The sequence below is a fragment of the Nocardia rhamnosiphila NBRC 108938 genome (assembly GCF_000720425.1).
Taxonomy (GTDB): Bacteria; Actinomycetota; Actinomycetes; order Mycobacteriales; family Mycobacteriaceae; genus Nocardia; species Nocardia rhamnosiphila.
Genome location: NZ_JOAJ01000003.1, coordinates 240,891 through 263,294, shown reverse-complemented (window position 1 = coordinate 263,294; position 22,404 = coordinate 240,891). Strand labels below are relative to the sequence as shown.

Genomic DNA, 22,404 nt, shown 5'->3' with positions numbered 1-22,404 from the left:
GCGCGGCACCGGTAGGCTGGATATTCGTGCAGACCCACGAGATCAGACGGCGGTTCCTGGACCATTTCGTAAGTGCCGGGCATACAGAGGTGTCCAGTGCATCGCTGATTCTCGACGACCCGAACCTGCTGTTCGTGAACGCGGGCATGGTGCAGTTCAAGCCGTATTTCCTCGGTCAGCAGACGCCGCCGTTCCCGCGTGCGACCAGCGTGCAGAAATGTGTGCGTACCGGTGATATCGAGGAAGTCGGCGTCACCACTCGGCACAATACGTTCTTCCAGATGGCGGGTAATTTCTCGTTCGGTGACTACTTCAAGGAAGGCGCTATCCGCTTCGCCTGGGAGCTGATCACCAACTCGCAGGAGGACGGCGGGTACGGGTTCGACCCGGAGCGGATCTGGGTCACCGCTTACCAGGACGACCCCGAGGCCGCCGAGATCTGGCGCCGGGTGGCCGGTATCCCCGAGGAGCGGATCCAGTTCCGCGACGGTAAGGACAACTACTGGGATATGGGCGTGCCCGGTCCCGGCGGCCCCTGTTCGGAGATCTACTACGACCGCGGGCCCGAGTACGGCCGCGACGGTGGCCCGGTCGCCGACGAGGACCGTTACCTGGAGATCTGGAACCTGGTCTTCATGCAGGACATCCGCGGCGAGGACAGCCCGAAGCTGGGCTTTCCGCCGGTGGGCGTGCTGCCGAAGAAGAACATCGATACCGGTATGGGCGTCGAGCGCATCGCACTGCTGCTGCAGGGCGTCGACAACGTCTACGAAACCGATCTGCTGCGTCCCATCATCGACAAGGCCGAGGAATTGACCGGCCGCTCCTACGGTGTCGAACACGCCGACGACGTCCGGTTCCGGGTGATCGCCGACCACGCGCGCACCTCGGCCATGCTGATCGCCGACGGCGTCAACCCCGGCAACGACGGCCGCGGCTACGTGCTGCGCCGGTTGCTGCGCCGGATCGTGCGCTCGGCCCGGCTGCTCGGCGCCGAACAGCCGGTGATGAGCGAGTTCATGCGGGTCGTGAGCGCGCTTATGGCGCCCTCGTATCCCGAACTGTCCACCGACTACGCGCGGATCGAAACCGTCGCGGTCGGCGAGGAGACGGCGTTCCGTAAGACCTTGAGCACGGGTTCCAAGCTGTTCGACGAAACAGCGGAGCAGGTCAAGGCGGCGACCTCGCGCGGCGGCGCCGGCACCATCTCCGGCGCCGACGCCTTCACCCTGCACGACACCTACGGTTTCCCGATCGACCTGACCCTGGAGATGGCCGCGGAAGCCGGCCTCTCGGTGGACGAGGACGGGTTCCGCACGCTCATGGCCGAACAGCGGCGGCGGGCGAAGGAGGACGCGCACGCCCGCAAGCACGCGCACGCCGATCTCTCGGTGTACAAGGACCTGGTCGATCGCGGCGATACCGAATTCACCGGTTTCGACGAGCTGACCTCGGAGGCCCATGTACTGGCGCTGATCTCCGAGGGAGTCCGGGTGCCGACCGCGCCGGCGGGCACCGATATCGAGGTGATCCTGGACCGTAGCCCGCTCTACGCGGAATCCGGTGGTCAGATCGCCGACCGCGGCACGATCACCGCGGCGGGGACGAAGCTCGTCGTCAACGATGTGCAGAAGATCGCGAAGAAGCTCTGGGTGCATCGGTGCACCGTCGAACAGGGACAGATCACCGAAGGCGATGTGGTGCTGGCCCAGGTCGACCCGGGCTGGCGGCGCGGCGCCACCCAGGGACATTCGGGCACCCATATGGTGCACGCGGCACTGCGCCAGGTGCTGGGACCGAACGCGGTCCAGGCCGGTTCGCTCAACAAACCGGGCTACCTGCGGTTCGATTTCAACTGGCAGGGTCAGCTCAGCGAGCAGCAGAAGGCCGATATCGAGGCGGTGTCCAACGACGGGGTCGGCGCGGACTTCTCGGTGAACACCTTCGTCACCGATCTGCCCAAGGCCAAGGAAATGGGCGCGCTGGCGCTGTTCGGGGAGAACTACGGCGACCGGGTCCGCGTGGTCGAGATCGGCGGGCCGTTCTCCATGGAGCTCTGCGGTGGCACCCACGTGGGTCACTCCTCGCAGATCGGCCCGATCACCCTGCTCGGCGAGTCGTCGGTGGGTTCGGGCGTACGCCGGGTGGAGGCCTTCGTCGGGTTGGATTCGTACCAATATCTGGCCAAGGAACGTGCGTTGCTGGCGGGGGTCGCCTCGATGCTGAAGGTGCCCTCGGACGAGGTACCGGGGCGGGTCGAGCAGCTGGTGGACCGGCTCCGCGTCGCGGAGAAGGAACTCGAGCGGACCAAGATCGCGGCCGTGCTGTCGTCGGCGGGTTCCTATGCCGATGCCGCCGAACGGCTCGGGGACGTGCTGCTGGTCGCGGCCGCCGCACCGGCCGGAGTATCGGCGGGTGATCTGCGCACCCTGGCCACCGATATCCGTGGCCGGCTGGGTTCCACCCCCGCTGTCGTGGTGTTGCTCGGAAATAACGAGGGCAAGGTGCCGTTCGTGGTGACCGTGAACAAGCCCGCCCAGGCGCTGGGCTTCGCCGCCGGTGATCTGGTGGCCGTCTTCGGGCCGCGGATCTCCGGCCGCGGCGGCGGCAAGCCGGAGATGGCGCAGGGCGCGGGCTCGGACCCGTCCGGTATCGACGCGGGTCTGGCGGCGGTACGCGCTCACATCGGCGCGCACGCCGGCTGATGACGGTGGGCTCGCTGGACGACCCGCCCGTCGACCGGCCCGATCCTGCCACGGATCCGGGCCGGGGCAGGCGGCTGGGCATCGATGTGGGCAGTGTGCGGATCGGGGTCGCCGCGAGTGATCCCGACGGGATCCTCGCGACCCCGGTGGAGACCGTGCCCCGCGATACCGGCTCCCGGCGCGCCGGGCGGCCGCGGGCTGCCCACGCCGGCGGTTCCGCGCCCGGGGCGGGCGCGGATATCGCGCGGATCGCGGCGATCGCGGACGAGTACGAGGCGGTGGAGATCATCGTCGGGTTGCCTCGCACGCTGCGCGGCGAGAAGGGGACCTCGGCGCGCATGGCAACGGAATTCGCCGGAAGGTTGCGCGACTCGCTGCCCGAAGTGCCGATCCGGCTTTCCGACGAACGTTTGACTACGGTGTCTGCTGCACGCGCTCTGCGGGACAGTGGTGTTCGAGCGCGCGGACAGCGGCAGGTGATCGACCAGGCTGCTGCTGTGTCGATCCTGCAGAGCTGGTTGGACGAACGGAGTTCTGTGATGAGGTCGGCCGAGGACGCGGCACGTACCGCGTTGTCCGGAGACGATGAATGACGGATCGATGGGCGCGGGCGGAGGCGCAATTCCGGCAGCGTGAGGCCGAGCGAAAATATCGTCGCGACGACAAGGCATGGGAGCGGTCCCGCCGGGCCGCCGCCACGCCGGTGGCCGACGAGCCGGAATGGGAGGACGAGCCCGCGGACGGCTGGGACCCCTACGAGGACGACGACACCGCCGTCATTCCCCGCTATGTCGACGAGGACGAATACGACGACGATTTCGACGACGAGCCCGAACCCGAGCCGCGACCGCGCCCTCGACGCCGCGCCGGTGCGCGGACCGCGCCCGCTCGTGGGGGCCGCGCGGCGGCGCGGAAAGCCGCCCGTAAACAGGAGGGCGGCCGCCGCCGGCTGATCTGGGTGGCCGCCGGGGTCCTGCTGGTGCTGGTCGTCGGGGCAGGGGTGTACAAGCTGGTCAATCGGTACACCCCGGCCGAGGATTTCGCCGGTCCCGCCGGTGCGCCCGTGGTGGTCCAGGTGAAATCCGGCGATACCGCCACCGAGGTCGCCTCGACAATGGCGGAAGCGGGAATCGTCGCCAGTTCCGCCGCCTTCTACGAGGCCGCCGTGCAGAACGAGGGGATGAATTCGCTCCAGCCCGGCTACTACGCGATTCCGGTGCACAGTCCGGCCGCGGACGCGGTCGCGGCGCTCGTCGCGCCCGGGTCGCGGGTCGGAAATGTCGTCGTCTCCGAAGGCCGGCAGCTGCACGATCAGCACGATGTGAACACCGGTGCGCGCAAGGAGGGCATCTACACCAAGATCGCCGCCGCCAGCTGCGTGGGTGCCGAGCCCGAACGCCGCTGTGTCACCTACGACCAGCTGGCTCAGGCCGGCGCCACCACTGATCTGGCCGCGCTCGGCGTCCCGGAATGGGCGGTGGAGTCGGTCCGCACGGTGCCCGACCGTGCCCGCCAGCTCGAGGGCCTGATCGCCGCCGGCAGCTGGGATTTCGATCCGAGCGGTTCCGCGCTGGACATTCTGCGGCAGCTGGTGACCGAGAGCGCCCGCAGCTACGAGTCCACCGGGATCCTGGAATCCGGCCGAGTCAACGGGCTCAGCCCGTACGAAACCTTGATCGGCGCGTCCCTCGTGGAGCGTGAAGCACTGCCGCAGGATATGAGCAAGGTGGCCCGGGTGATCGTGAACCGGCTGGATATCGACCAGCCGCTGCAGTTCGATTCCACCGTCAACTACGCGCTCGACAAAACCGAGGTGGCGACCACCGACGCCGACCGCGGGCAGACCACCCCGTGGAACACCTACGCCATGCCCGGGTTGCCCGCGACCCCGATCTCCTCGCCCTCGATCGCGGCGCTGGAGGCCATGGAGGAACCCGAGCCCGGCACGTGGCTGTACTTCGTGACGGTCGATAAAGAGGGGACCACGCTGTTCACCGAGAGCTACTCCGAACATCTGCAGAACATCGAATTGGCGTTGGAGAGCGGGATCCTGGACAGTGGGCGCTGAACCGGCGGGCCCGCGCCGCGCCGCTGTGCTCGGCAGCCCCATCACCCATTCGAAATCTCCGCAGCTGCATCTGGCGGCCTACCGCGCGCTCGGCCTGGACTGGACCTACGAGCGGATCGAATGCACCGCCGACCGGTTGCCCGGTCTGGTGGAGGGGCTCGGCCCGGAATGGGCCGGATTGTCGGTGACCATGCCGGGCAAGGAAGCGGCCCTCGCGTACGCGCAGGTACGCACCGAACGCGCGGTACTGGTCGGTTCGGCCAACACCCTGGTGCGGACGGCGTCCGGCTGGCGTGCCGACTGCACCGATGTCGACGGGGTGCTGGGCGCACTGCGTGGCGGCGGGGTGCGGGAACTGTCCGAGGCGGTGGTGCTGGGGGCCGGGGGCACCGCCCGTCCCGCGCTGCTGGCGCTGACCGAACTCGGGGCCACGACCATCACCATCGTCGCCCGCGATGCCGGCCGCGCGGTGGGCGCGCGCGAACTCGCCGAGCGGCTCGGCGCGGCCGTCCGGGTGATCGGATTCGACGCGCCGGAGCTGGCCGGTGTCTGTGGCCGTGCGGGCGCCGTGGTGAGCACCGTGCCGGCCGCGGCGGCCGCGGCGGTCGCCGGATCGGTGGCCGCGGCTCCTGTGGTGCTCGACGCGTTGTACGACCCGTGGCCCACCCCGCTGGCCGAAGTGGTCGCCGCCGCCGGGCACACGGTGATCGGCGGTCTGCAGATGCTGCTCGAACAGGCCTACGGTCAGGTCGAGCAGTTCACCGGCCGCCCCGCCCCCCGGGAAGCGATGGCCGCCGCGCTCGCCGACCTCGGCTGATGTCGCCGGTAGCGCATCGGATCCCGGCGAATATCTGTAACGGGTTCTAGTCCGGTGCGCGGGGGAGCTATGGTGATCGGCATGACTGCGTGGTTGTTGCGGGCACTGGCGCTCGGTGGGCTGGCCGTCGTCCTGCGGGTGCTCCTCGGGTTCGCGATGGGCTACATCCCGACCTATGGGGTGTGGTTGCGGCTGCTGTGCCTGGTGGTGCTGATCGGTACCGCAGTGGCCTGGGGCGTGCGCGACGGCCGGGCCGACCGCCACGAGCACCCGAACCCCGAGCACGGCGCGGATCTGACGATCCGGTGGCTGCAGACCGCGGTGGTCGCCGGTGTGGGCAGCGGACTGGTGTCCTGGCTGCTCGATTTCCTGCCGAAGGTCGACCTCGGCGACGGCGGGCTGCTGTTCGAGGCCACCGCCGCCTCGTCGTTCATCGTCCTGCTGGTCTTCGTGCCCGGACTCGTCGGGGTGGCCGTCGGACGGCGGCTGGGCAGCCGCGACAACGAGCGGTCGGCGGGTGGTGTCACCCCCGCGCTCGGTTCGCCCGCCTGACGGTCCGTTGCGCCTGACCGGGCCGGAATGCCATCACCGGTCCGCCGGCGGTGGGCAGGACGGGCTCGGACAGGCGGAATATCCGTGGACCGGGGTGTGAGCTCCCGGAAAGAGTGCGGGCCGCGATCGAAGCGATCGCGGCCCGCGCCCGGTCTCACGGCCGGTCTCACAGCAGGATCGCGCCGCCTCCGGTGGACCCGGAGCCGGCGACCGCCGAATACGCGGCGGCGAGCAGGGCGGGGTCGGGGCCTTCCAGCCGGCCGGGTTTGGCCAGTCCGTCGAGCACCACGAACCGCAGCACGCCGGAGCGGGTCTTCTTGTCGGTCTGCATACTCTCCAGCAGCTGCGGCAGGGCATCGGGATCGTAGGTGGTGGGCAGTCCGACGCTCTCCAGGATGCTGCGGTGCCGGTCGGCGGTGGCGTCGTCGAGCCGGCCGGCCAGCCGGCCCAGTTCCGCGGCGAAGACCAGGCCCACCGACACCGCCGCGCCGTGCCGCCAGCGGTAGCGCTCCCGGCGTTCGATCGCATGGCCCAGCGTATGACCGTAATTGAGGATCTCGCGCAGCGCGGACTCCTTGAGATCGGCCGCGACCACCTCCGCCTTCACCGCCACTGCCCGGCGAATGAGCTCCGGCAGTACTTCGCCGGTCGGGTCCAGCGCGGCCTGCGGGTCGCGTTCGACCAGGTCGAGAATCACCGGGTCGGCGATGAACCCGGCCTTGATGATCTCCGCCATCCCCGCCACGATCTCGTTGCGCGGCACGGTTTCCAGGGTCACCAGGTCGACCAGCACGGCGGACGGCTCGTGGAAGCAGCCGACGAGGTTCTTCCCCGCTTCGGTGTTGATACCGGTCTTACCGCCCACCGCGGCGTCCACCATGGCCAGCAGCGTGGTGGGTACGTGGACGACCTTCACCCCGCGCATCCAGGTGGCGGCGACGAATCCGGCGAGATCGGTGGCCGCGCCACCGCCGAGGCTCACCACCACATCGTTGCGGGTGAGACCGATCCGGCCCAGCACCTCCCAGCAGAAGCCGGCCACGGCGAGTTCCTTGCCCGCCTCGGCGTCCGGGATCTCGATGCGGTGGGCGTCGAGGCCGGCCTCGGCCAGCGTAGTGCGCACCACCTCGGCGGTTTCGACCAGCGACGGCTGATGGAACAAGGCGACGGTCCGTACGCCGCCCGCGCCGGTGACCACCTCGACGAGGTCCCCGAGCAGACCGCGGCCGATGATCACCGGATAGGGCTGTGCGGTGCGGACCTCGATACGCGTCGGTTCTGTCACGTGTGCTGCTCCGATCCTGTCTGTGTCTGTTCGGCCTGTTCTCGTTGCTGCCGCCGGGCCCGGGCCCGTCTGGCGCGCGCCCGCCGGGACCGGCCCGGAGTGCGCAGGCCGTTGTCGGCGGCCTGCGCGAGCTCGGTGGCGGGTGATGTTCCGGTGTCGCTTCCCGGGCTGCCCGATGCCGCGGCATCGCCGCCGGAAGCGGCCGCAGTATCGGGCTCCCCGGAGGCCGCCGCACGTTGCACCGCGGTGCGGCGCGCCCGCGCCCGGGCCCGCCGGCGGGCCCGGGACCTGCTGGTGCGCTGGGTTCCGGAGCCTTCGGGCAGATCCGTATCTGGGGTGTCGGCGGCCACCCGGACCGATTCCAGTGCGAGTTTCCCCAGAATCGAACGAACCACACGGCCGGGACTGCGGCCGTCGGTGCGCACGCGGACCGACGTCACTTCCCGGTAGAGCGGCCGCCGGGTCCGCATGAGTTCCCGGTATTTCGTCCCCGGGTCGGCGCCACCCAGCAGCGGCCGGTGCGTGCCGGCGCCCGTGCGGCGCAGCCCCTCGGCGATGCTGATCTCCAGATACACCACGGTCCGGTCGCGGAGCAGGACGCGGGTGCGTTCCGAGAGCACCGCGCCGCCACCGAGGGAGACGACACCGCTGCGCGTGGCGAGCGCGTCGCCGACCACCTCTTCCTCGATCCGGCGGAATTCGGTTTCCCCGTCCTCGGCGAAGATCTCCGGAATGGTGCGGCCGGTCACCTCCTCGATCCCGGCGTCGGTGTCGTAGAGCTCGACGCCGAGTTCCCGGGCGAGTTTGCGGCCGATGGTGGTCTTGCCCGCCCCGGGCGGGCCGATCAGCACTACCAGTGGGCCGTGCGGACCGGTCTGCTCGGTCATTACGCCGGGTCGGCGATGGTATCGCCCGGGTTCAGATGGGGGCGCCCGCTGATCCGCTTCACATAGCCGTCGAGGTTGCCCACCGTCTCGGCGAGCGAATCGCCACCGAACTTCTCCAGCGCGGCCTGGGCCACTACCAGCGCGACCATCGATTCGGCGACCACGCCGGCCGCCGGAACGGCACAGACATCGGAACGCTGGTGGATCGCCACGGCCTCTTCGCCGGTGGACATATCGACCGTGGCCAGCGCGCGCGGCACCGTGGAGATGGGCTTCATGGCCGCGCGTACGCGCAGGGCCTCCCCGTTGGTCATCCCGCCCTCGAGACCGCCGGCGCGGTTGGTGGACCGCAGTACGCCGTCACTGCCGGGGCGCATCTCGTCGTGGGCCTGGCTACCGCGGCGCCGCGCCGTCTCGAAACCGTCGCCGACCTCGACGCCCTTGATGGCCTGGATACCCATGAGCGCCGCCGCGAGCCGCGAGTCCAGCCGGTTCTCGCCGCTGGTGAAGGAGCCGAGTCCGATCGGGAGCCCGGTGACGACCACCTCGACCACCCCGCCCAGCGTGTCGCCGTCCTTCTTCGCCGCCTCGATCTCGGCGATCATGGCCGCCTCGGCGCCGGCATCGAACGCGCGCACCGGGCTCTCGTCGATCGCTGCCAGATCGGCGCCGGTGGGGACCACCCCGGTGGTGTTCGCGGCCGTACCGATGGAGACCACATGGGAGACGACTTCCACCCCGAGGGCCTGGCGCAGGAAGGCGCGCGCCACCGTCCCGGCCGCGACCCGGGCCGCCGTCTCGCGGGCGCTGGCGCGTTCCAGCACCGGGCGGGCATCGTCGAAACCGTATTTGAGCATGCCCGAGTAGTCGGCATGGCCGGGGCGGGGGCGGGTGAGCGGAGCGTTGCGGGCCAGTTCGGCCAGTTCGGCCTCGTCGACAGGATCGGCGGACATGACGGTGGTCCACTTGGGCCATTCGGAATTGGCGATCTCGATGGCGACCGGCCCACCCATGGTGCGGCCGTGGCGGACCCCGCCGATCACGGTGACCTTGTCGGCCTCGAACTTCATCCGGGCGCCGCGGCCGTAGCCCAGCCGTCGGCGCGCCAGCTGTGCGGAGATCTCCTCCGAGGTCACCTCGACACCGGCGACCATCCCTTCCAGGATGGCGACGAGAGCGGGTCCATGGGATTCTCCAGCAGTTATCCAGCGCAGCACGCCGACCATCTTCCCATGTCGGCGCGACGGACGGGGGATGCGGTCGGCGGTGCTCATCGCCTCGGGACGTGCGTGGTGTCCGGGATTGCCGCGGGGTCACCACAGGGCGAGTCCGAGAAGTGTCGCCGCACACATCGACGGACCGTGCGGGATCGTGGGTCCGGGGCCTTCCGGTGCGGGCGCCCGCGGGGCGGGGCCGTGGTACCGGCCGCCGTATATCCGCCGACCCGCCCGAGAACCGAGCAGCGCGCCGACTCCGGCGATCGCGCTACACACGGGTGCCGCAACGGCCGACCAGACCCAGACCTGCCCGCCACCGAGCCCGGCGGCCGCACCCAGCCCCACGGCCAGTTTCACGTCACCGGCCCCGAGTGCGGCCGGGCGCGTCAGGTGTATCAGCAGATAAGGGGTCGCCAGCAGTGCCGCGCCCCAGGCGGCGGTGTGGAAGCGCCCGGTCAGCGTCGCATAACCGAGCACGCCGACGGCTCCGGGCACCGTGAGCAGGTTCGGTAGGCGCCGGGAACGGATATCGCCGAGGCTCAGCGCCACGCACCAGACGGTCAAAGTGAGGAAGCCGAGGGTCGTCATGCCGTCAACGATCGCCGCCGGCGGGCCGTACCGGTGGCGGTGCACGCGATCTGTGGACAAGCCGGGCCGCCGGGTCGATATGTGAACAGCGAGTGATCCTCATTTTCGGGCTGTCCGTCGCCCGGCCGACCCGTGTGCCGAGGCCGGGTCGGCGGTACTTTTATGCCATGTCTGCTGATGCCGGTCGGGGCCCGCGGGTCCGGCCCGATTACGCTGCCCGGCGCGGTGCCCTGCGCAACCTGCTGGTCCAGAACGAGATCGACGGCCTCCTGGTCACCGATCTGGTGAACATCCGCTATCTCACCGGATTCACCGGGTCGAATGCCGCGTTGCTGGTGCACTCGTGGGACACCCCGGGCGCGGAGGACCGCACCGTGATCGCGACCGACGGCCGCTACGACACCCAGGTCGCCGAGCAGGTACCCGATCTGCGCGCCGAGATCGCCCGGGCGGTGTCGCGCCGGGTGGTGGAACTGGCGGGGGAGTGGCAATTCGGCCGGCTGGGTTACGAGAGCCATATTGTCACCGTCGATCAGCACCGGGCGCTGCTCGAACTCGGCTCGGGCCTGGAGTTCGTGGCGACACCGGGCCTGGTCGAGCAGCTGCGCATGGTCAAGGACGAGTACGAGATCGAGCTGCTGCGCACCGCCTGCGCCGTCGGCGACGGAGCCCTGGCGGCACTGCTGGAGTCCGGGGCGCTGCGGCCGGGGCGCACCGAGCGTCAGGTCGCCCGGGATCTGGAATGGGCGATGTTCGAGCGCGGGGCGGCCGGCATCGCCTTCGAGACCATCGTCGCGTCCGGGGCGAATTCCGCCGTCCCGCATCACCGGCCCACCGAGGCGGTACTGGCCGCCGGTGATTTCGTGAAGATCGATTTCGGCGCTGTGGTGGACGGCTACCACTCGGATATGACCCGGACCTTCGTGCTGGGCGAACCCACGTCCTGGCAGCGCGAGGTCTACGACCTGGTGTATGCCGCGCAGCGGGCCGGTCGTGAGGCGCTGCGGCCCGGCGTGCCGTGTGCCGATGTGGACGCGGCCGCCCGCGAGGTCATCGCCGCCGCCGGTCACGGGCCGCTGTTCGTGCACGGTCTGGGGCACGGGGTGGGGTTGCGCATCCACGAAGCGCCCGGAATCGCCAAAACGGGCACGGGTACACTCCAGTCTGGCGTGGCGGTGACCGTCGAACCAGGGGTGTACTTTCCCGGCCGCGGCGGGGTCCGGATCGAGGACACGCTCGTGGTGCGCGAAGGGGGCCCGGAGCTGCTCACCAACACCAGCAAAGATCTGATCGTCGTCGGATGACGACGGTCGCCCGAGAACCGAGGAGACCCGAAGACAGTGGCGGACACCAGCGACTTCAAGAACGGCCTCGTGCTGAAGATCGACGGTAATCTCCAGCAGATCGTCGAGTTCCAGCACGTGAAGCCGGGTAAGGGTCCCGCGTTCGTGCGGACGAAGCTGAAGAACGTGCTGTCGGGCAAGACCGTCGACAAAACCTTCAACGCGGGCGTGAAGGTGGAGACCGCCACGGTCGACCGCCGCGATATGACCTACCTCTACCATGACGGCTCCGATTACGTCTTCATGGACGGCGAGACCTTCGACCAGATCGCCATCGCGGAGAGCATCATCGGCGAGCAGGCCCGGTTCCTGCTGGAGAACATGACCGTGCAGGTCGCCACGCACGAAGGTGCGCCGCTGTACGTGGAGCTCCCGGTCACCGCCGAGCTCGAGGTCACCCACACCGATATCGGTCTGCAGGGCGATCGCTCCACCGGCGGCACCAAGCCCGCCACCCTGGAGACCGGCGCCGAGGTCCAGGTCCCGCTGTTCATCAACACCGGCGACAAACTCCGCATCGACACCCGCGACGGCAGCTACCTGGGCCGCGTCAACTCCTGACGTGCCCGATCAGCCCGCGGACAAGAAATCCGCATACAAGAAGCTCGGCGCCCGCCACAAGGCGCGCCGCCGGGCGGTGGACCTGCTCTTCGAGGCCGAGGCCCGCGATGTCGATCCCGCCGATCTGGCCGACGAGCGGATCGAGCTCGCGGCCCGCGATCAGGGGGTGGCGCCGGTCCACGCCTATACCCGCACCCTGGTGGACGGTATCGCCGAGGAACTCGACCGGGTGGACGGGACCATCGAGTCGTATCTGCAGGATTGGACGCTGCCCCGGTTGCCCGCGGTGGATCGCGCCATTCTGCGGGTCGCGGTATGGGAACTGCTCTACGCGCCCGATGTCCCGCCGATCGTCGCGGTGGACGAGGCGGTGGAACTGGCCAAGGAACTGTCCACCGATGATTCCCCGGGGTTTGTGAACGGGGTGCTCGGCCAGGTGGTGCTGGTGGCTCCGCAGATCCGCGCGGCCGCCGCGGCCGCCGGGCGTGCCGGTGATCCGGAATCGGAGGACTGAGATGCGCAAGTACCTTGTGCTGGCCCGCCGTACTCCGGCCTACGACCCGGCGGTGGCCGAACCGCACCGCCGGTTCCTCGCCGAGCTGCGTGCGAAGGACATGCTGCAGGAGAGTGGTCCGTTCACCGACGGCAGTGGTGGGGCGTACCTCGTGCTCGCGGATTCGCTCGCGGCCGCCGAGACGGTGGTGTACACCGATCCGCTGCACACCACCGGCTCGTCCGCGATCACGGTCCACGAGTGGGAGATCACCGGCTGAGCCCATGCCGGATCTTTCCGGCTCCGGTCCGCCGCGCGACTCGATGAGAGGGCGATAGGCTGTTCATCGCAACGTCCCATGATGTCGAGGAGTGCGGACCATGACCGAGAACGCGGGTATCACCCTGCCCGAGGGCGGTTGCACCGCCGCGGAGGCCTGGGAGATCTTCGACCGGTTGCCGGCCGCGCGGGTGGACGAGGTGACCACCGGCCGCTGGCGCGGTTCGGAACTGCCCACCGGTCACCCGATGGACGGCACCCTGTCCGAAAGCGGGTGGTACGGAAAGCAGTTCGATGCGCCCGATCAGGTGCATCCGCTGCTGTTCACCGATGAGCGCGGCACCGTGTTCGCGGTGGATCCGCGCCGGGTCCCGCTCTCGCTGGCGGGCCGGATTCCGGCGCACTGGCTGCGCCCGGTCCGCAAGAACCTGCGCACCCTCGGCCCGCTGCTGCGTACCCGCAAGGCGACGGCCCGGCTGCGCGATATCGAGTACCGCGGCGTGGTCAGCGCCGCCATGGTCTACGACCATCTGCCGATCATCGACCATTTTCGCCGGCTCGGCGACGACAGGCTGCTCGGTGTCATGGATATGCGCGGTCTGGCCGAACCGTACTTCTTCGTCCTGACGCGCTGATCAGCGTGCCGCCGGGCCCGGCCGCAGGATGATCTTGCCGAGTGGCGCCCGGGATTCCAGCAGTTCGTGGGCCGCGGCGGCGCGGTCGAGCGGCAGGATCGTTTCCACCGGTGCCGCCAGGGCCGGTACTCGCTCGAGTATCGCGGCACGGGCGTGGTCCACCCGGCCGTGCCAGGCGGGGCCTGAGCATCCGGTGAGTGTCAGCCCGTGCGGGATGAGGTCGGCCGCCGAGACGCGGGCGGGTTCCCCGGAAAGCCAGCCGTAGCTGAGCATCCGCCCGGAGCCGGGCGTCATGGTATCGAGCAGCGCGGCCGCCGAGGTACCGCCGAGTGAGTCGAACACGATATCGATCGTGTGGCCCGGTTCCCCGCGAAGTTCCTCGGGCCAGTGCGCGTGGCGGTGGTCGATCACCTCGTCGGCGCCCAATTCCCGCGCGCGCCGGACCTTGTCCGGACCGCCGGCGGTCGCGATCACCCGGGCCGCGCCGAATTCGCGGGCCAATTGGACCAGGTGGGCACCCACGCCGGTGGCACCGGCCTCGATCAGCACTGTTTCGGATCCGGTCAGCGCCGCGGCTTCGAGCAGCGCCAGCGCCACCGAACCGCTCATCATCACCGCCGCCGCGTCGGCGGCCGTGACGCCCGCGGGAATCGGGGTCATGGCTTCCGCTCGCGCGCGGACCAGTTCGGCGTACGACCCCGTGCCGTCCGTGGCGGCCACCACCCGTTGTCCGAGGTGCTCGGATCCGACGCCCTCGCCCACGGCGATCACTTCGCCGGCCGCCTGGAAGCCGAAGACGACCGGCGGGGGCGACGCCATCGGAAACGCGCCGGCACGCAGCTGGGTTTCGGGGTACAGGACGGGAATCGCCTCGGTCCTGATCACTACTTCGCCCGGGCCGGGGGCCGGCTCCGGGATTTCCCGGGGTACCAGCACCTCGGGCCCGCCGGTATTCGTCATTACGATTGCCTGCATTGGAACTCCATAAGTTGACTGACGGTCCAGATAACTTCTTCAAGATATGGACCGTCGGTCAAGTTGTCAACGAAGGTGGTGCGATAATTCCGAAGGAACGCGCGGACGCCGCCCGCAACCGGCGCGCCATCCTGGACGCGACCGCGGCGCTACTCGCCGAGCACGGCCCGGAGGCGGTCACCATGGACCGGGTCGCGGCGGCCGCCGGCGTGGGCAAGGGGACGATCTTCCATCGTTTCGGCAACCGTGCCGGATTGCTGCACGAGATGGTCGCCGAAAGCGCGGTCACCCTGATGTCCGCGGTGGCCGACGGCCCTCCGCCGCTGGGTCCCGGTGCGCCGGCCGGTGACCGGCTGCTCGCCTTTTTCGACGCCATGGCCCGGTTGGTGATCGACAACCTGGCGCTTATGGAGGTCTACCGGGTGGTCCCGCCACATCCGCGCACCGAGGAGTTCCACCGGTTCTGGCGTGCCCACATCACCGCCCTGCTGAGCGAAGCACGCCCGGATCTGGACGCGGAGACGGTCGGGCGGCTGCTGCTGGACGGTCTGGCGGGCCAAACCGTGCCGGATATGGTCCGCGCGGGATCGACCGATCGGTTGCTGGCGGCGGTCGATCAGCAGGTGCGCGCGGTACTGCATACGCCGTAGCGCATCGAGATTCAGCGCACGTTGCGCGGCCGGAACTGGATGCTGATCCGCGGCCCGGTCGCCCGCCGGGTCTTGGGCACCGCGTGCTCCCAGGTGCGCTGGCAGGAGCCGCCCATGACCAGCAGATCGCCGTGACCCGGGTGGAAGCGCAGGCTCGGCCCGCCGGTGCGGGGTCGCAGCAGCAGTGGCCGCGGCGCTCCCAGAGTGAGGATGGCGACCATGGTGTCGTGCGCGGCGCCGCGTCCGATGGTGTCGCCGTGCCAGGCCACGCTGTCGCGGCCGTCGCGGTAGTAGCAGAACCCCGCGGTGCGGAACGGTTCGCCGAGTTCGGGTCCGTAGTAGGTGCTGAGTGCCGCGCGGGCCTCGTCCAGGACGGGGTCCGGTAACGGGTCGGATTCGCCGTAGAAGCAGAGCAGTCGCGGTACATCGACGACCCGGTCGTACATCTGCCGCCGCTCGGCCTGCCACGGCACCGTCGCGGCCAGTTGTTCGAACAGGTCGTCGGCGCCGCGGAGCCAGCCGGGGCGCAGATCGACCCAGGCGCCGTGGGTGAGCGGGGTACGCCCGACGTCGGTCAGCGGGGCGAGTTCCGCCGCCCCGAAGCCGTCGAAGAGTGAGCCCTGCAGTGCCATGCCGTCAGGGTACCCCGGTATTCGAACATATGTTCTCATGGGTCGGCCGCAGGGCCTCGGCTCGGCGATCGCCGGGGCCCGCGCTCCCGCAGCACCCGCGGGTGGGCACCGGAGAAGAACGATGACTGCTCCGGCTGGTACTACGTCCGCCGAACGGCGCCGATACCCGTATCAGCGGCTGTGTCAGGCCGGCATCAGGGCGGTGTCAGCGGATCCGGCGACAGTATTCCCATGAGCAGCACAGCGCACAGCACGCCTCGGACGGACGCGGTATCCGTTCGGTCGGATTCCGCCGCAGCATCTTCGAAGGAGTACGCCACCATGTCCGTCACCCTGACCGATCGGGAACAAGCCACCCTGCGGACCGCCGCCTACGGCGCCGTGACGTTGATGGCCGCCACCGGTGCGGACCACTCGGCCGTGGCGAACGGGTCCCTCGCCCTCGCCTCGGCGACCGGCGTGGTCGGCCATGTGCTCGCCGCGCGGTACGCGGACATGGAACTCACCGGAAAGACCGTCGCCGAAATCGCCGACCAAGTGTTCCCGGCTCTGCGTGCCGCGGTGCACCTGCTGGAGAACAAGAATCCGGCCGAGGCCGAGAACTTCCGCGGCACGGTCGGCCTCGCTGTCGGCGCCGCCGCCCGGCCCCGCCGGGGTGAGCCCGGCCCGGCGATGGTCGAGATGGCCCGCAAGATCACCGCCGCCCTCGCCGGGCCGGGCTCCGTGGACGGCCGGACCGAGCCGGCGGCCGGTGAACGGGATCGCCCGGAGTTGCAGAAAGCGCTCGAGGAGATCGTCGCGTCCGGTCTCACCGGGATCACCGTGCGGGTGCACGACGAGCGGGGCGAGTGGGCCGGTAGTGCGGGAGTGGCCGAGTTGGGTGGTTCGGTGCCGCCGCCGATCGACGGGCATGTCCGTATCGGCAGCAATACCAAGACTTTCACCGCGACCCTGGTGTTGCAGCTGGTGGGTGAGGGCAGGATCGGGCTGGACGTCCCGGTGGTGGAGTATCTGCCGGAGTTCGGGTTCGATGCGCGGATCACGGTGCGGATGCTGTTGCAGCACACCAGTGGCCTGTTCAACTTCACCGGGGAGTACTACGGCGACGGGACGGTTGTGGCGGGGATTCCCTGCACCATCTCGGGTAAGGCGTGGGTGGACAACCGGTTCCACAGCTACGAGCCGCAGGAACTGGTCCGGCTGGCGCTGTCGAAACCGGCGCGATTCGAGCCGGGGACGGATTGGAGCTATTCCAACACCAATTACGTGGTGGCGCGGCTGCTGGTCGAGAAGGTCACCGGACGCCCGGTCGCCCAGGAGATGCAGCGCCTGATCCTGGGACCGCTGGGACTGACGGGCACCGTCGCGCCGACCACCCAGACCGGGATCCCCGAGCCGCATGCCCACGCCTATTACCGCTACGAGGACGCCGGCGAGGAGCTGACGATCGACGTCACCGAACACAACCCCTCCTGGATCTCCAGCGGCGGTGACATGATCTCGACCAGCCGGGACCTGCACGTCTTCATTTCGGCGCTGAACAGCGGCAAGCTCCTGCCGGACGACCTGCTGGCCGAGATGCGCACCCCGCGCCCGACGGGTATCCCCGGGATGGGCTACGGGCTGGGGGTCTTCGTCCAGGAGATGGACGGCGGCGGCACCCTCGTCATGCACAACGGCGGCGCCGGGGGTCATGCGGCGCTGATGTACAGCACCCCCGACGGCACGGCGACGCTGACCGGCACGCTGAACTATGTGGACGATGCCGCGCTGTCGCTCTCCGCGGCGTTCCAGGAGGCGACGCGGCGGCTCGTCGGCGAAATATTCGACGGCGGGTGGGCCGATCCGGCTCTGCCGGCGGAATGAGCGCAAGGCTCCATGCGCCTCTGCGAACCGACCTGCTCCGGTGGTGCGGGCGATAGCACGCCAATCCGCGGCCGCGCCGAGCTTTCGAGCTCGGCGCGGCCCGCTGCTGTGTGAACCGTGCACACGATCCGGCGTTCTGTGGCGCGCGCCCGCATGCGGTGGTCCCGGCCGGATGGAACCGAGAACCCGGCGGGCGAACGTCAGGAATCGGCGGCGGGGATCGCGCGTTCCACGGCCATCCTTACCAGTTCGCGGGCCCGTTCCTCGGTGAAGACGCCGGGCAGGGTGAGTCGCTCGAGGATCAGCCAGTTCAGGGCGAGGAACAGCAGCACGACGGTGTCCTCGTCGCCGGGCATTCCGAAGTCCAGGTGGTTACGGATATTGAAGTCGAGATCGGCGCGCACCCGCTCGGTGAGCAGGGCCTGTAGTTCGGGTCGCCGAGTGGCTTCCAATCGGAGTTCCAGCAGGGCCAGGTAGCCGGTCCGGAAACGGGTGACGCGGCCGACGACCTCGGTCATCATCTCCGTGACGGTCTCGCGGGTGCGTGGTCCGTGGAGGGCGGCCATGGCGGACTCGTCGGGGATCAAGCGTTCGTAGTACCGGTGGCCAACCTGGACGAGGAGATCGTCGCGGTTGCTGAAGTAGTTGGATGCCGTTCCGGCAGGTACCGCCGCCGCTTTGTCCACTGCGCGGAAGGTCAGTCCCCGGGCGCCGTCTCGGGCCAGGACCTCGATAGATGCGTCCAGCAACGCCTGGCGGCGTTCAGGATTCGTGCGGACCACTTGACACCACTCCATCTGTAGTACTACGGTTCAAACCACTTCGAACAGAGTACTACATCTGAAGCGGTAAGGGTGTGTAGCCCCCGCCGTCCCCTCGAAGGCCCGGTACGCACCGGTACACGAAAGGCGCAACAGATATGCGAAAGCAGCACGGCACCTACCCCATTCGCAACAACCAGCAGCGTTTTGTGGCTCGTCCCGTCCCTCCGCGGGTGGCCGCCACCCGCAACGGAGGGTCCCGGACCGGCCGGCGTGGCCCCCGCTGAGTGCGGAGTCGGAAGCCCGCCCGCTCCGTTCGGGCCCTCCGGGCCGGACGGAGCGGAACACAGCAGGAAATACCACCGGCGCGACCGGTGCGTCTACAGAAGAGGACACCCCGCCCCATGCACGACGTGAATCTCTGGAGTGAAGAATTCGGCACCGCGACGGATACGCCGATCTTGTTGATCATGGGGTCGATGTCGCAGGGCATTCTGTGGCCGGACGAGTTCGTCGGCCGCCTCGTTGCCGGGGGTCGCCGGGTGATCCGGTACGACCACCGCGACACCGGCCGGTCGGACACCGTCGACTTCGCGGCGCATCCGTACACGTGGAGCGATATCAAGGACGACGTCTATCGCGTGCTGGACGCGCACGGCCTGCGGAGCGCGCACCTGGTCTGCCACTCGGCGGGTGGGCTGCTCGGCCAGTTCATTGCCGTGGAGCGGCCGGAGCGGGTGCGCTCGCTGACCGTGATCGGTTCCTCGCCGCTCGGCGGCGGCGAAGGCATGGTCCTCATGCGGGCGCTGCTGGGGGAGCCGCAGCCCGAGGGGAGCCTGCCGGAGCCGACGCCGGAGTTCGTCGCGTTCTACCGCGCGCTGATGGCCGCCGCGCCACCGGACGACCGGCACGACCGAATCGACGGCATGGTCGCCGAGCAGCGCGTATTGCACGGCACCGGGCTGCCGTTCGACGAGGACGCGGCCCGCCGGCTTCAGGAGCGGATCCACGACCGCGCCCGCGATCTGTCGGCCGTGGCCAACCACCGGCTGGCCGCCGCGGCGCAGCCGGACTTCGAGCCGGTGGGCGTGCTGCACCAGGTGGAGGCGCCCACGCTGGTCGTCGAGGGCAGCCACGAGCCGGCCAAACCGGGCCACGGCGCGCTCATCGCCGAACAGATCCCCGGGGCACGGCTGCTGATCGTGGCGGGTATGGGTCATACGCTGCCGCCGGAGGTTCACGAGGAACTGGCCGCCGCCGTCCTCGCGCAGACGGAGGAATGAGGATCATCGGTTTTCGCCGACCGGCTCCGCCGGCAACGGGCTGTCGGACGTCTCGGGTCCGGATCCCGCGCGGGTTCGGTCATCGGATCCGCGAGCAGCCGGAACCGATAGCGCAGGCTCACCCGAAACCGCTATCGTCTCCGCTGTAACCGGTTACCAGCCGGGCGACAGGTGAGTTCGCAGGGGAGTTCGGATGACAGATCCTTCCGTCCGGGTACCGACCGCCGGGGTGGCCATGACCGCGATCGGGGTCGCGGTCATCCGGGCCCGCGAGAGTGCCCGGCCGGACCGGCTCTACGACGACCCCCTCGCGGCGGCCTTCGTCGCGGCGGCCCGTCCGGCATTCGACGACGATCGCTGGGCGCGGCTCGAGGTACTGGCCGACCAGTTCTACGAAGGCCGGTCCCTCGCGGTGAAGGTCGTGGACGAGAGCTTCGGTGCGGCGGTGGCCGCGGGGTGCGGGCAGATCGTCCTGCTCGGTGCCGGACTGGACACCCGGGCGTTCCGGCTCGGGTTGCCCGCCGAGACGGTGTTCTTCGAGGTGGACCTCCCCGAACTGTTCGCTTTCAAGGAGCCGGTCCTGGCCGCGTACCGGGCCCGGCCGGAATGTGTCCGCCGGGTGGTCGCGGCCGATCTGCGCGCCGACTGGGCGCGGGCTCTGACGGCGGGCGGGTTTCGCCGGGATGCGGCGACGCTGTGGGTGGACGAAGGGGTCCTCGACTACCTCCCCCGGCGGGACGCGCACGCGGTGATCGAAACGGTGACCGAGTTGTCGGCGCCGGGAAGCCGCTTCGGTATCGGCCGGTTCCGGGTCGACAGCGCCGCGGCGCGGTACCGGGACCTCCGGGAGCTGGTATCCGCCGACTCGGACGCCGCGCGGCCGGTCAACGGCCTGGGCCCGGACGCGGAATCGTGGTTCACCGCGCACGGCTGGCGCACCACCTTCCGCGCCTGGAACGACCTCGTCGCCCCCTACGGGCGCCCCGGTCTCGGTGAGGTTCCCGGAATGGGCACGGTGCTCGCTGTGCGGGAATGATCGGTCACCGCTGCCGGTAACCGCGGTCACATCCCGCGGCCCCGCCGCCGGGCGTGGCCCCGTTCACACTCACAGGCCCGTCCTCACCTGGTGAAAGTCCCCGTTCGGCGGCTGATAGGCTGCTCGGCGTAAGACATCCTTTAACGGACCGTCCAGTGAGGCGGGGAAGGAGGTCGGTATGGCCGTGCCCGAAGAACGCGGTGCTGCCGAGGCGACGTCACCTCCCGAGCGGCACACCCCGGAATGGGTCGCGACAGGGCGCGAACTGCTCTCCGCCTCCGATGTCGGCCGCACCATCGCGCGGATCGCACACCAGATCATCGAACGCACCGCCCTGGATTCGGGCGATCCCGGCACGCCCCGGGTTGTGCTCATCGGTATCCCGACCCGCGGCACCACTCTCGCGCATCGGCTCACCGACAAGATCGAGGAATTCTCCGGAGTCCGGCCCGCGCTCGGTTCGCTCGACATCACGCTCTACCGCGACGATCTGCGCACCAAACCGCATCGTCCGCTGGAACGCACGTCGGTCCCCGAGGGCGGAATCGAGGACGCGCTGGTCGTCCTCGTCGACGATGTGCTCTTCTCCGGACGCACGGTGCGCTCGGCGCTGGACGCACTGCGGGATCTGGGCCGGCCGCGCGCCGTCCAGCTGGCGGTCCTGGTGGACCGCGGCCACCGCGAACTACCGATCCGCGCCGATTTCGTCGGCAAGAACGTGCCCACCGCGCGCACCGAGGACGTGTCGGTGCTGCTGTCCGAACACGACGGCCGCGACGGGGTTTTCCTGCATCAGGGGGAGGGACAGTGAGACATCTGCTGACGGTGACCGATCTGGATCGCGACACCGCCACCGAACTGCTCGACGAGGCCGAACGATTCGAACAGGCGCTGCTGGGCCGCGAAGTGCGCAAACTCCCCACCCTGCGCGGTCGCACGGTGATGACGGTGTTCTTCGAGAACTCCACCCGTACCCGGGTCTCCTTCGAGGTCGCGGGCAAATGGATGAGCGCCGATGTGATCAATGTGAGCGCGAGCAGCTCCTCGGTCGCCAAGGGGGAGTCGCTGCGCGATACCGCGCTCACCCTGCACGCCGCGGGTGCCGACGCGCTCATCGTGCGGCATCCCGCTTCCGGTGCGGCCCATCAGATCACCCGCTGGTTCGAGGACTGGTCGCGGCAGTCGGGCAGTTCGGTCCCCGCGGTGATCAACGCCGGTGACGGTACCCATCAGCATCCCACCCAGGCACTGCTCGACGCCTTGACCCTGCGGCAGCGGCTCGGCGATATCGCCGGTAAACGGGTGGTGATCGTCGGCGATATCCTGCACAGCCGGGTGGCCCGGTCCAATGCGTTCCTGCTGTCCACGCTCGGGGCGGAGGTGGTGCTCGTCGCGCCGCGCACGCTGCTGCCGGTGGGCGTCGAGGGCTGGCCGGTGCGGGTCTCGACGGATCTGGATTCCGAACTGCCCGGCGCCGACGCCGTCCTCATGCTGCGGGTCCAGGCGGAGCGGATGAACGGCGGATTCTTCCCGTCGGCCCGCGAGTACTCGATCCGCTACGGCCTCTCGGAACGCCGGCTGGCGCTGCTCGACGAACAGGCGGTAGTGCTGCACCCCGGCCCGATGCTGCGCGGTATGGAGATCGCGTCGTCGGTGGCCGATTCGCCGCGCGCCGCCGTATTGCAACAGGTGACGAATGGAGTCCATATGCGGATGGCGGTGCTGTTCCGCCTCCTGGTCGGAGTGCAGGAGGCCGCGGCGTGACGGAGTC

General features: G+C 69.7%; 22 protein-coding genes and 1 pseudogene. 16 read left to right on the top strand and 7 right to left on the bottom strand.

The genetic code is table 11. From position 1 onward, the window contains the following. Positions 1-26 precede the first annotated feature (26 nt). From alaS to IG75_RS0113000, 5 genes are all read left to right on the top strand, one after another. Entirely contained in the window at positions 27-2,705 is a 2,679-nt protein-coding gene (gene alaS / locus IG75_RS0113020; protein ID WP_030521505.1) for an alanine--tRNA ligase, read from the top strand. Continuing rightward, on the top strand, positions 2,705-3,298 hold the full coding sequence (ruvX, locus tag IG75_RS0113015) for a Holliday junction resolvase RuvX (RefSeq protein WP_030521504.1): 594 nt from the start codon (positions 2,705-2,707) through the stop codon (positions 3,296-3,298). Before alaS ends, ruvX begins: the two co-directional genes overlap by 1 nt. Continuing rightward, positions 3,295-4,773, top strand: a complete 1,479-nt coding sequence (locus IG75_RS0113010; protein ID WP_030521503.1) for an endolytic transglycosylase MltG — start codon at positions 3,295-3,297, stop codon at positions 4,771-4,773. The genes ruvX and IG75_RS0113010 overlap by 4 nt, the downstream gene beginning before the upstream one ends. Beyond that, positions 4,763-5,590, top strand: coding sequence for a shikimate dehydrogenase (locus tag IG75_RS0113005; protein WP_030521502.1), 828 nt, complete (start codon positions 4,763-4,765; stop codon positions 5,588-5,590). The genes IG75_RS0113010 and IG75_RS0113005 overlap by 11 nt, the downstream gene beginning before the upstream one ends. 81 nt (positions 5,591-5,671) lie before the next feature. Next, a complete protein-coding gene (locus IG75_RS0113000; protein ID WP_030521501.1) occupies positions 5,672-6,142 on the top strand; it encodes a B-4DMT family transporter in 471 nt (156 codons plus the stop codon). 166 nt (positions 6,143-6,308) lie between these two features. Here the strand turns inward: IG75_RS0113000 and aroB are convergent, their stop codons facing one another. The 4 genes and pseudogenes from aroB to IG75_RS0112980 all read right to left on the bottom strand — a co-directional run bounded on the left by aroB (position 6,309) and on the right by IG75_RS0112980 (position 10,119). After that, the gene (aroB, locus tag IG75_RS0112995; RefSeq protein WP_030521500.1) at positions 6,309-7,427 is read right to left on the bottom strand and encodes a 3-dehydroquinate synthase; all 1,119 of its coding nucleotides are present in this window, start codon (positions 7,425-7,427) and stop codon (positions 6,309-6,311) included. 368 nt (positions 7,428-7,795) lie between these two features. Then, positions 7,796-8,314: pseudogene (locus IG75_RS40225) on the bottom strand (shikimate kinase); the annotation flags it as partial. Continuing rightward, positions 8,314-9,531 (bottom strand): chorismate synthase, encoded by a 1,218-nt coding sequence (gene aroC, locus IG75_RS0112985; RefSeq protein ID WP_051714604.1) that lies wholly within the window; start codon positions 9,529-9,531, stop codon positions 8,314-8,316. The gene aroC and the pseudogene IG75_RS40225, both read right to left, overlap by 1 nt. A gap of 96 nt (positions 9,532-9,627) precedes the next feature. Next, on the bottom strand, positions 9,628-10,119 hold the full coding sequence (locus IG75_RS0112980; protein ID WP_030521497.1) for a prepilin peptidase: 492 nt from the start codon (positions 10,117-10,119) through the stop codon (positions 9,628-9,630). A gap of 167 nt (positions 10,120-10,286) precedes the next feature. On the opposite strand from IG75_RS0112980, the gene IG75_RS0112975 reads away from it, so the two are divergent. The 5 genes from IG75_RS0112975 to IG75_RS0112955 all read left to right on the top strand — a co-directional run bounded on the left by IG75_RS0112975 (position 10,287) and on the right by IG75_RS0112955 (position 13,430). Further along, positions 10,287-11,423: a M24 family metallopeptidase gene (locus IG75_RS0112975; RefSeq protein WP_051714603.1), complete on the top strand. Its 1,137-nt coding sequence runs from the start codon at positions 10,287-10,289 to the stop codon at positions 11,421-11,423. A gap of 36 nt (positions 11,424-11,459) precedes the next feature. Continuing rightward, positions 11,460-12,023, top strand: a complete 564-nt coding sequence (efp, locus tag IG75_RS0112970; protein ID WP_030521495.1) for an elongation factor P — start codon at positions 11,460-11,462, stop codon at positions 12,021-12,023. Between the two features lies 1 nt (position 12,024). Next, positions 12,025-12,537: a transcription antitermination factor NusB gene (gene nusB, locus IG75_RS0112965; protein WP_030521494.1), complete on the top strand. Its 513-nt coding sequence runs from the start codon at positions 12,025-12,027 to the stop codon at positions 12,535-12,537. A 1-nt stretch (position 12,538) separates the two neighbouring features. Next, positions 12,539-12,796, top strand: a complete 258-nt coding sequence (locus IG75_RS0112960) for a YciI family protein (protein ID WP_030521493.1) — start codon at positions 12,539-12,541, stop codon at positions 12,794-12,796. Between the two features lie 100 nt (positions 12,797-12,896). Beyond that, positions 12,897-13,430 (top strand): DUF4334 domain-containing protein, encoded by a 534-nt coding sequence (locus tag IG75_RS0112955; protein WP_030521492.1) that lies wholly within the window; start codon positions 12,897-12,899, stop codon positions 13,428-13,430. Here IG75_RS0112955 and IG75_RS0112950 read toward each other — a convergent pair whose 3' ends face one another. After that, positions 13,431-14,405, bottom strand: coding sequence for a quinone oxidoreductase family protein (locus IG75_RS0112950; protein ID WP_030521491.1), 975 nt, complete (start codon positions 14,403-14,405; stop codon positions 13,431-13,433). Between the two features lie 14 nt (positions 14,406-14,419). On the opposite strand from IG75_RS0112950, the gene IG75_RS0112945 reads away from it, so the two are divergent. Then, the gene (locus IG75_RS0112945) at positions 14,420-15,055 is read left to right on the top strand and encodes a TetR/AcrR family transcriptional regulator (protein ID WP_373863740.1); all 636 of its coding nucleotides are present in this window, start codon (positions 14,420-14,422) and stop codon (positions 15,053-15,055) included. An 11-nt stretch (positions 15,056-15,066) separates the two neighbouring features. Here IG75_RS0112945 and IG75_RS0112940 read toward each other — a convergent pair whose 3' ends face one another. Further along, entirely contained in the window at positions 15,067-15,687 is a 621-nt protein-coding gene (locus tag IG75_RS0112940; protein ID WP_030521489.1) for an alpha-ketoglutarate-dependent dioxygenase AlkB, read from the bottom strand. A 321-nt stretch (positions 15,688-16,008) separates the two neighbouring features. On the opposite strand from IG75_RS0112940, the gene IG75_RS0112930 reads away from it, so the two are divergent. Beyond that, the gene (locus IG75_RS0112930; RefSeq protein WP_245713183.1) at positions 16,009-17,553 is read left to right on the top strand and encodes a serine hydrolase domain-containing protein; all 1,545 of its coding nucleotides are present in this window, start codon (positions 16,009-16,011) and stop codon (positions 17,551-17,553) included. 200 nt (positions 17,554-17,753) lie between these two features. On the opposite strand, the gene IG75_RS0112925 is transcribed toward IG75_RS0112930, so the two are convergent. Further along, complete coding sequence (locus tag IG75_RS0112925) at positions 17,754-18,335, bottom strand: TetR/AcrR family transcriptional regulator (RefSeq protein WP_036513869.1); 582 nt, start codon at positions 18,333-18,335, stop codon at positions 17,754-17,756. A 383-nt stretch (positions 18,336-18,718) separates the two neighbouring features. Here IG75_RS0112925 and IG75_RS0112920 point away from each other — a divergent pair, with 383 nt between their 5' ends. The 4 genes from IG75_RS0112920 to IG75_RS0112905 all read left to right on the top strand — a co-directional run bounded on the left by IG75_RS0112920 (position 18,719) and on the right by IG75_RS0112905 (position 22,397). Next, positions 18,719-19,597 (top strand): alpha/beta fold hydrolase, encoded by an 879-nt coding sequence (locus tag IG75_RS0112920; RefSeq protein ID WP_030521486.1) that lies wholly within the window; start codon positions 18,719-18,721, stop codon positions 19,595-19,597. Between the two features lie 193 nt (positions 19,598-19,790). Then, complete coding sequence (locus IG75_RS0112915) at positions 19,791-20,633, top strand: SAM-dependent methyltransferase (protein ID WP_036513700.1); 843 nt, start codon at positions 19,791-19,793, stop codon at positions 20,631-20,633. Between the two features lie 178 nt (positions 20,634-20,811). After that, a complete protein-coding gene (pyrR, locus tag IG75_RS0112910; RefSeq protein ID WP_030521484.1) occupies positions 20,812-21,444 on the top strand; it encodes a bifunctional pyr operon transcriptional regulator/uracil phosphoribosyltransferase PyrR in 633 nt (210 codons plus the stop codon). Further along, positions 21,441-22,397: an aspartate carbamoyltransferase catalytic subunit gene (locus IG75_RS0112905; RefSeq protein WP_030521483.1), complete on the top strand. Its 957-nt coding sequence runs from the start codon at positions 21,441-21,443 to the stop codon at positions 22,395-22,397. Before pyrR ends, IG75_RS0112905 begins: the two co-directional genes overlap by 4 nt. Positions 22,398-22,404: the final 7 nt, after the last annotated feature.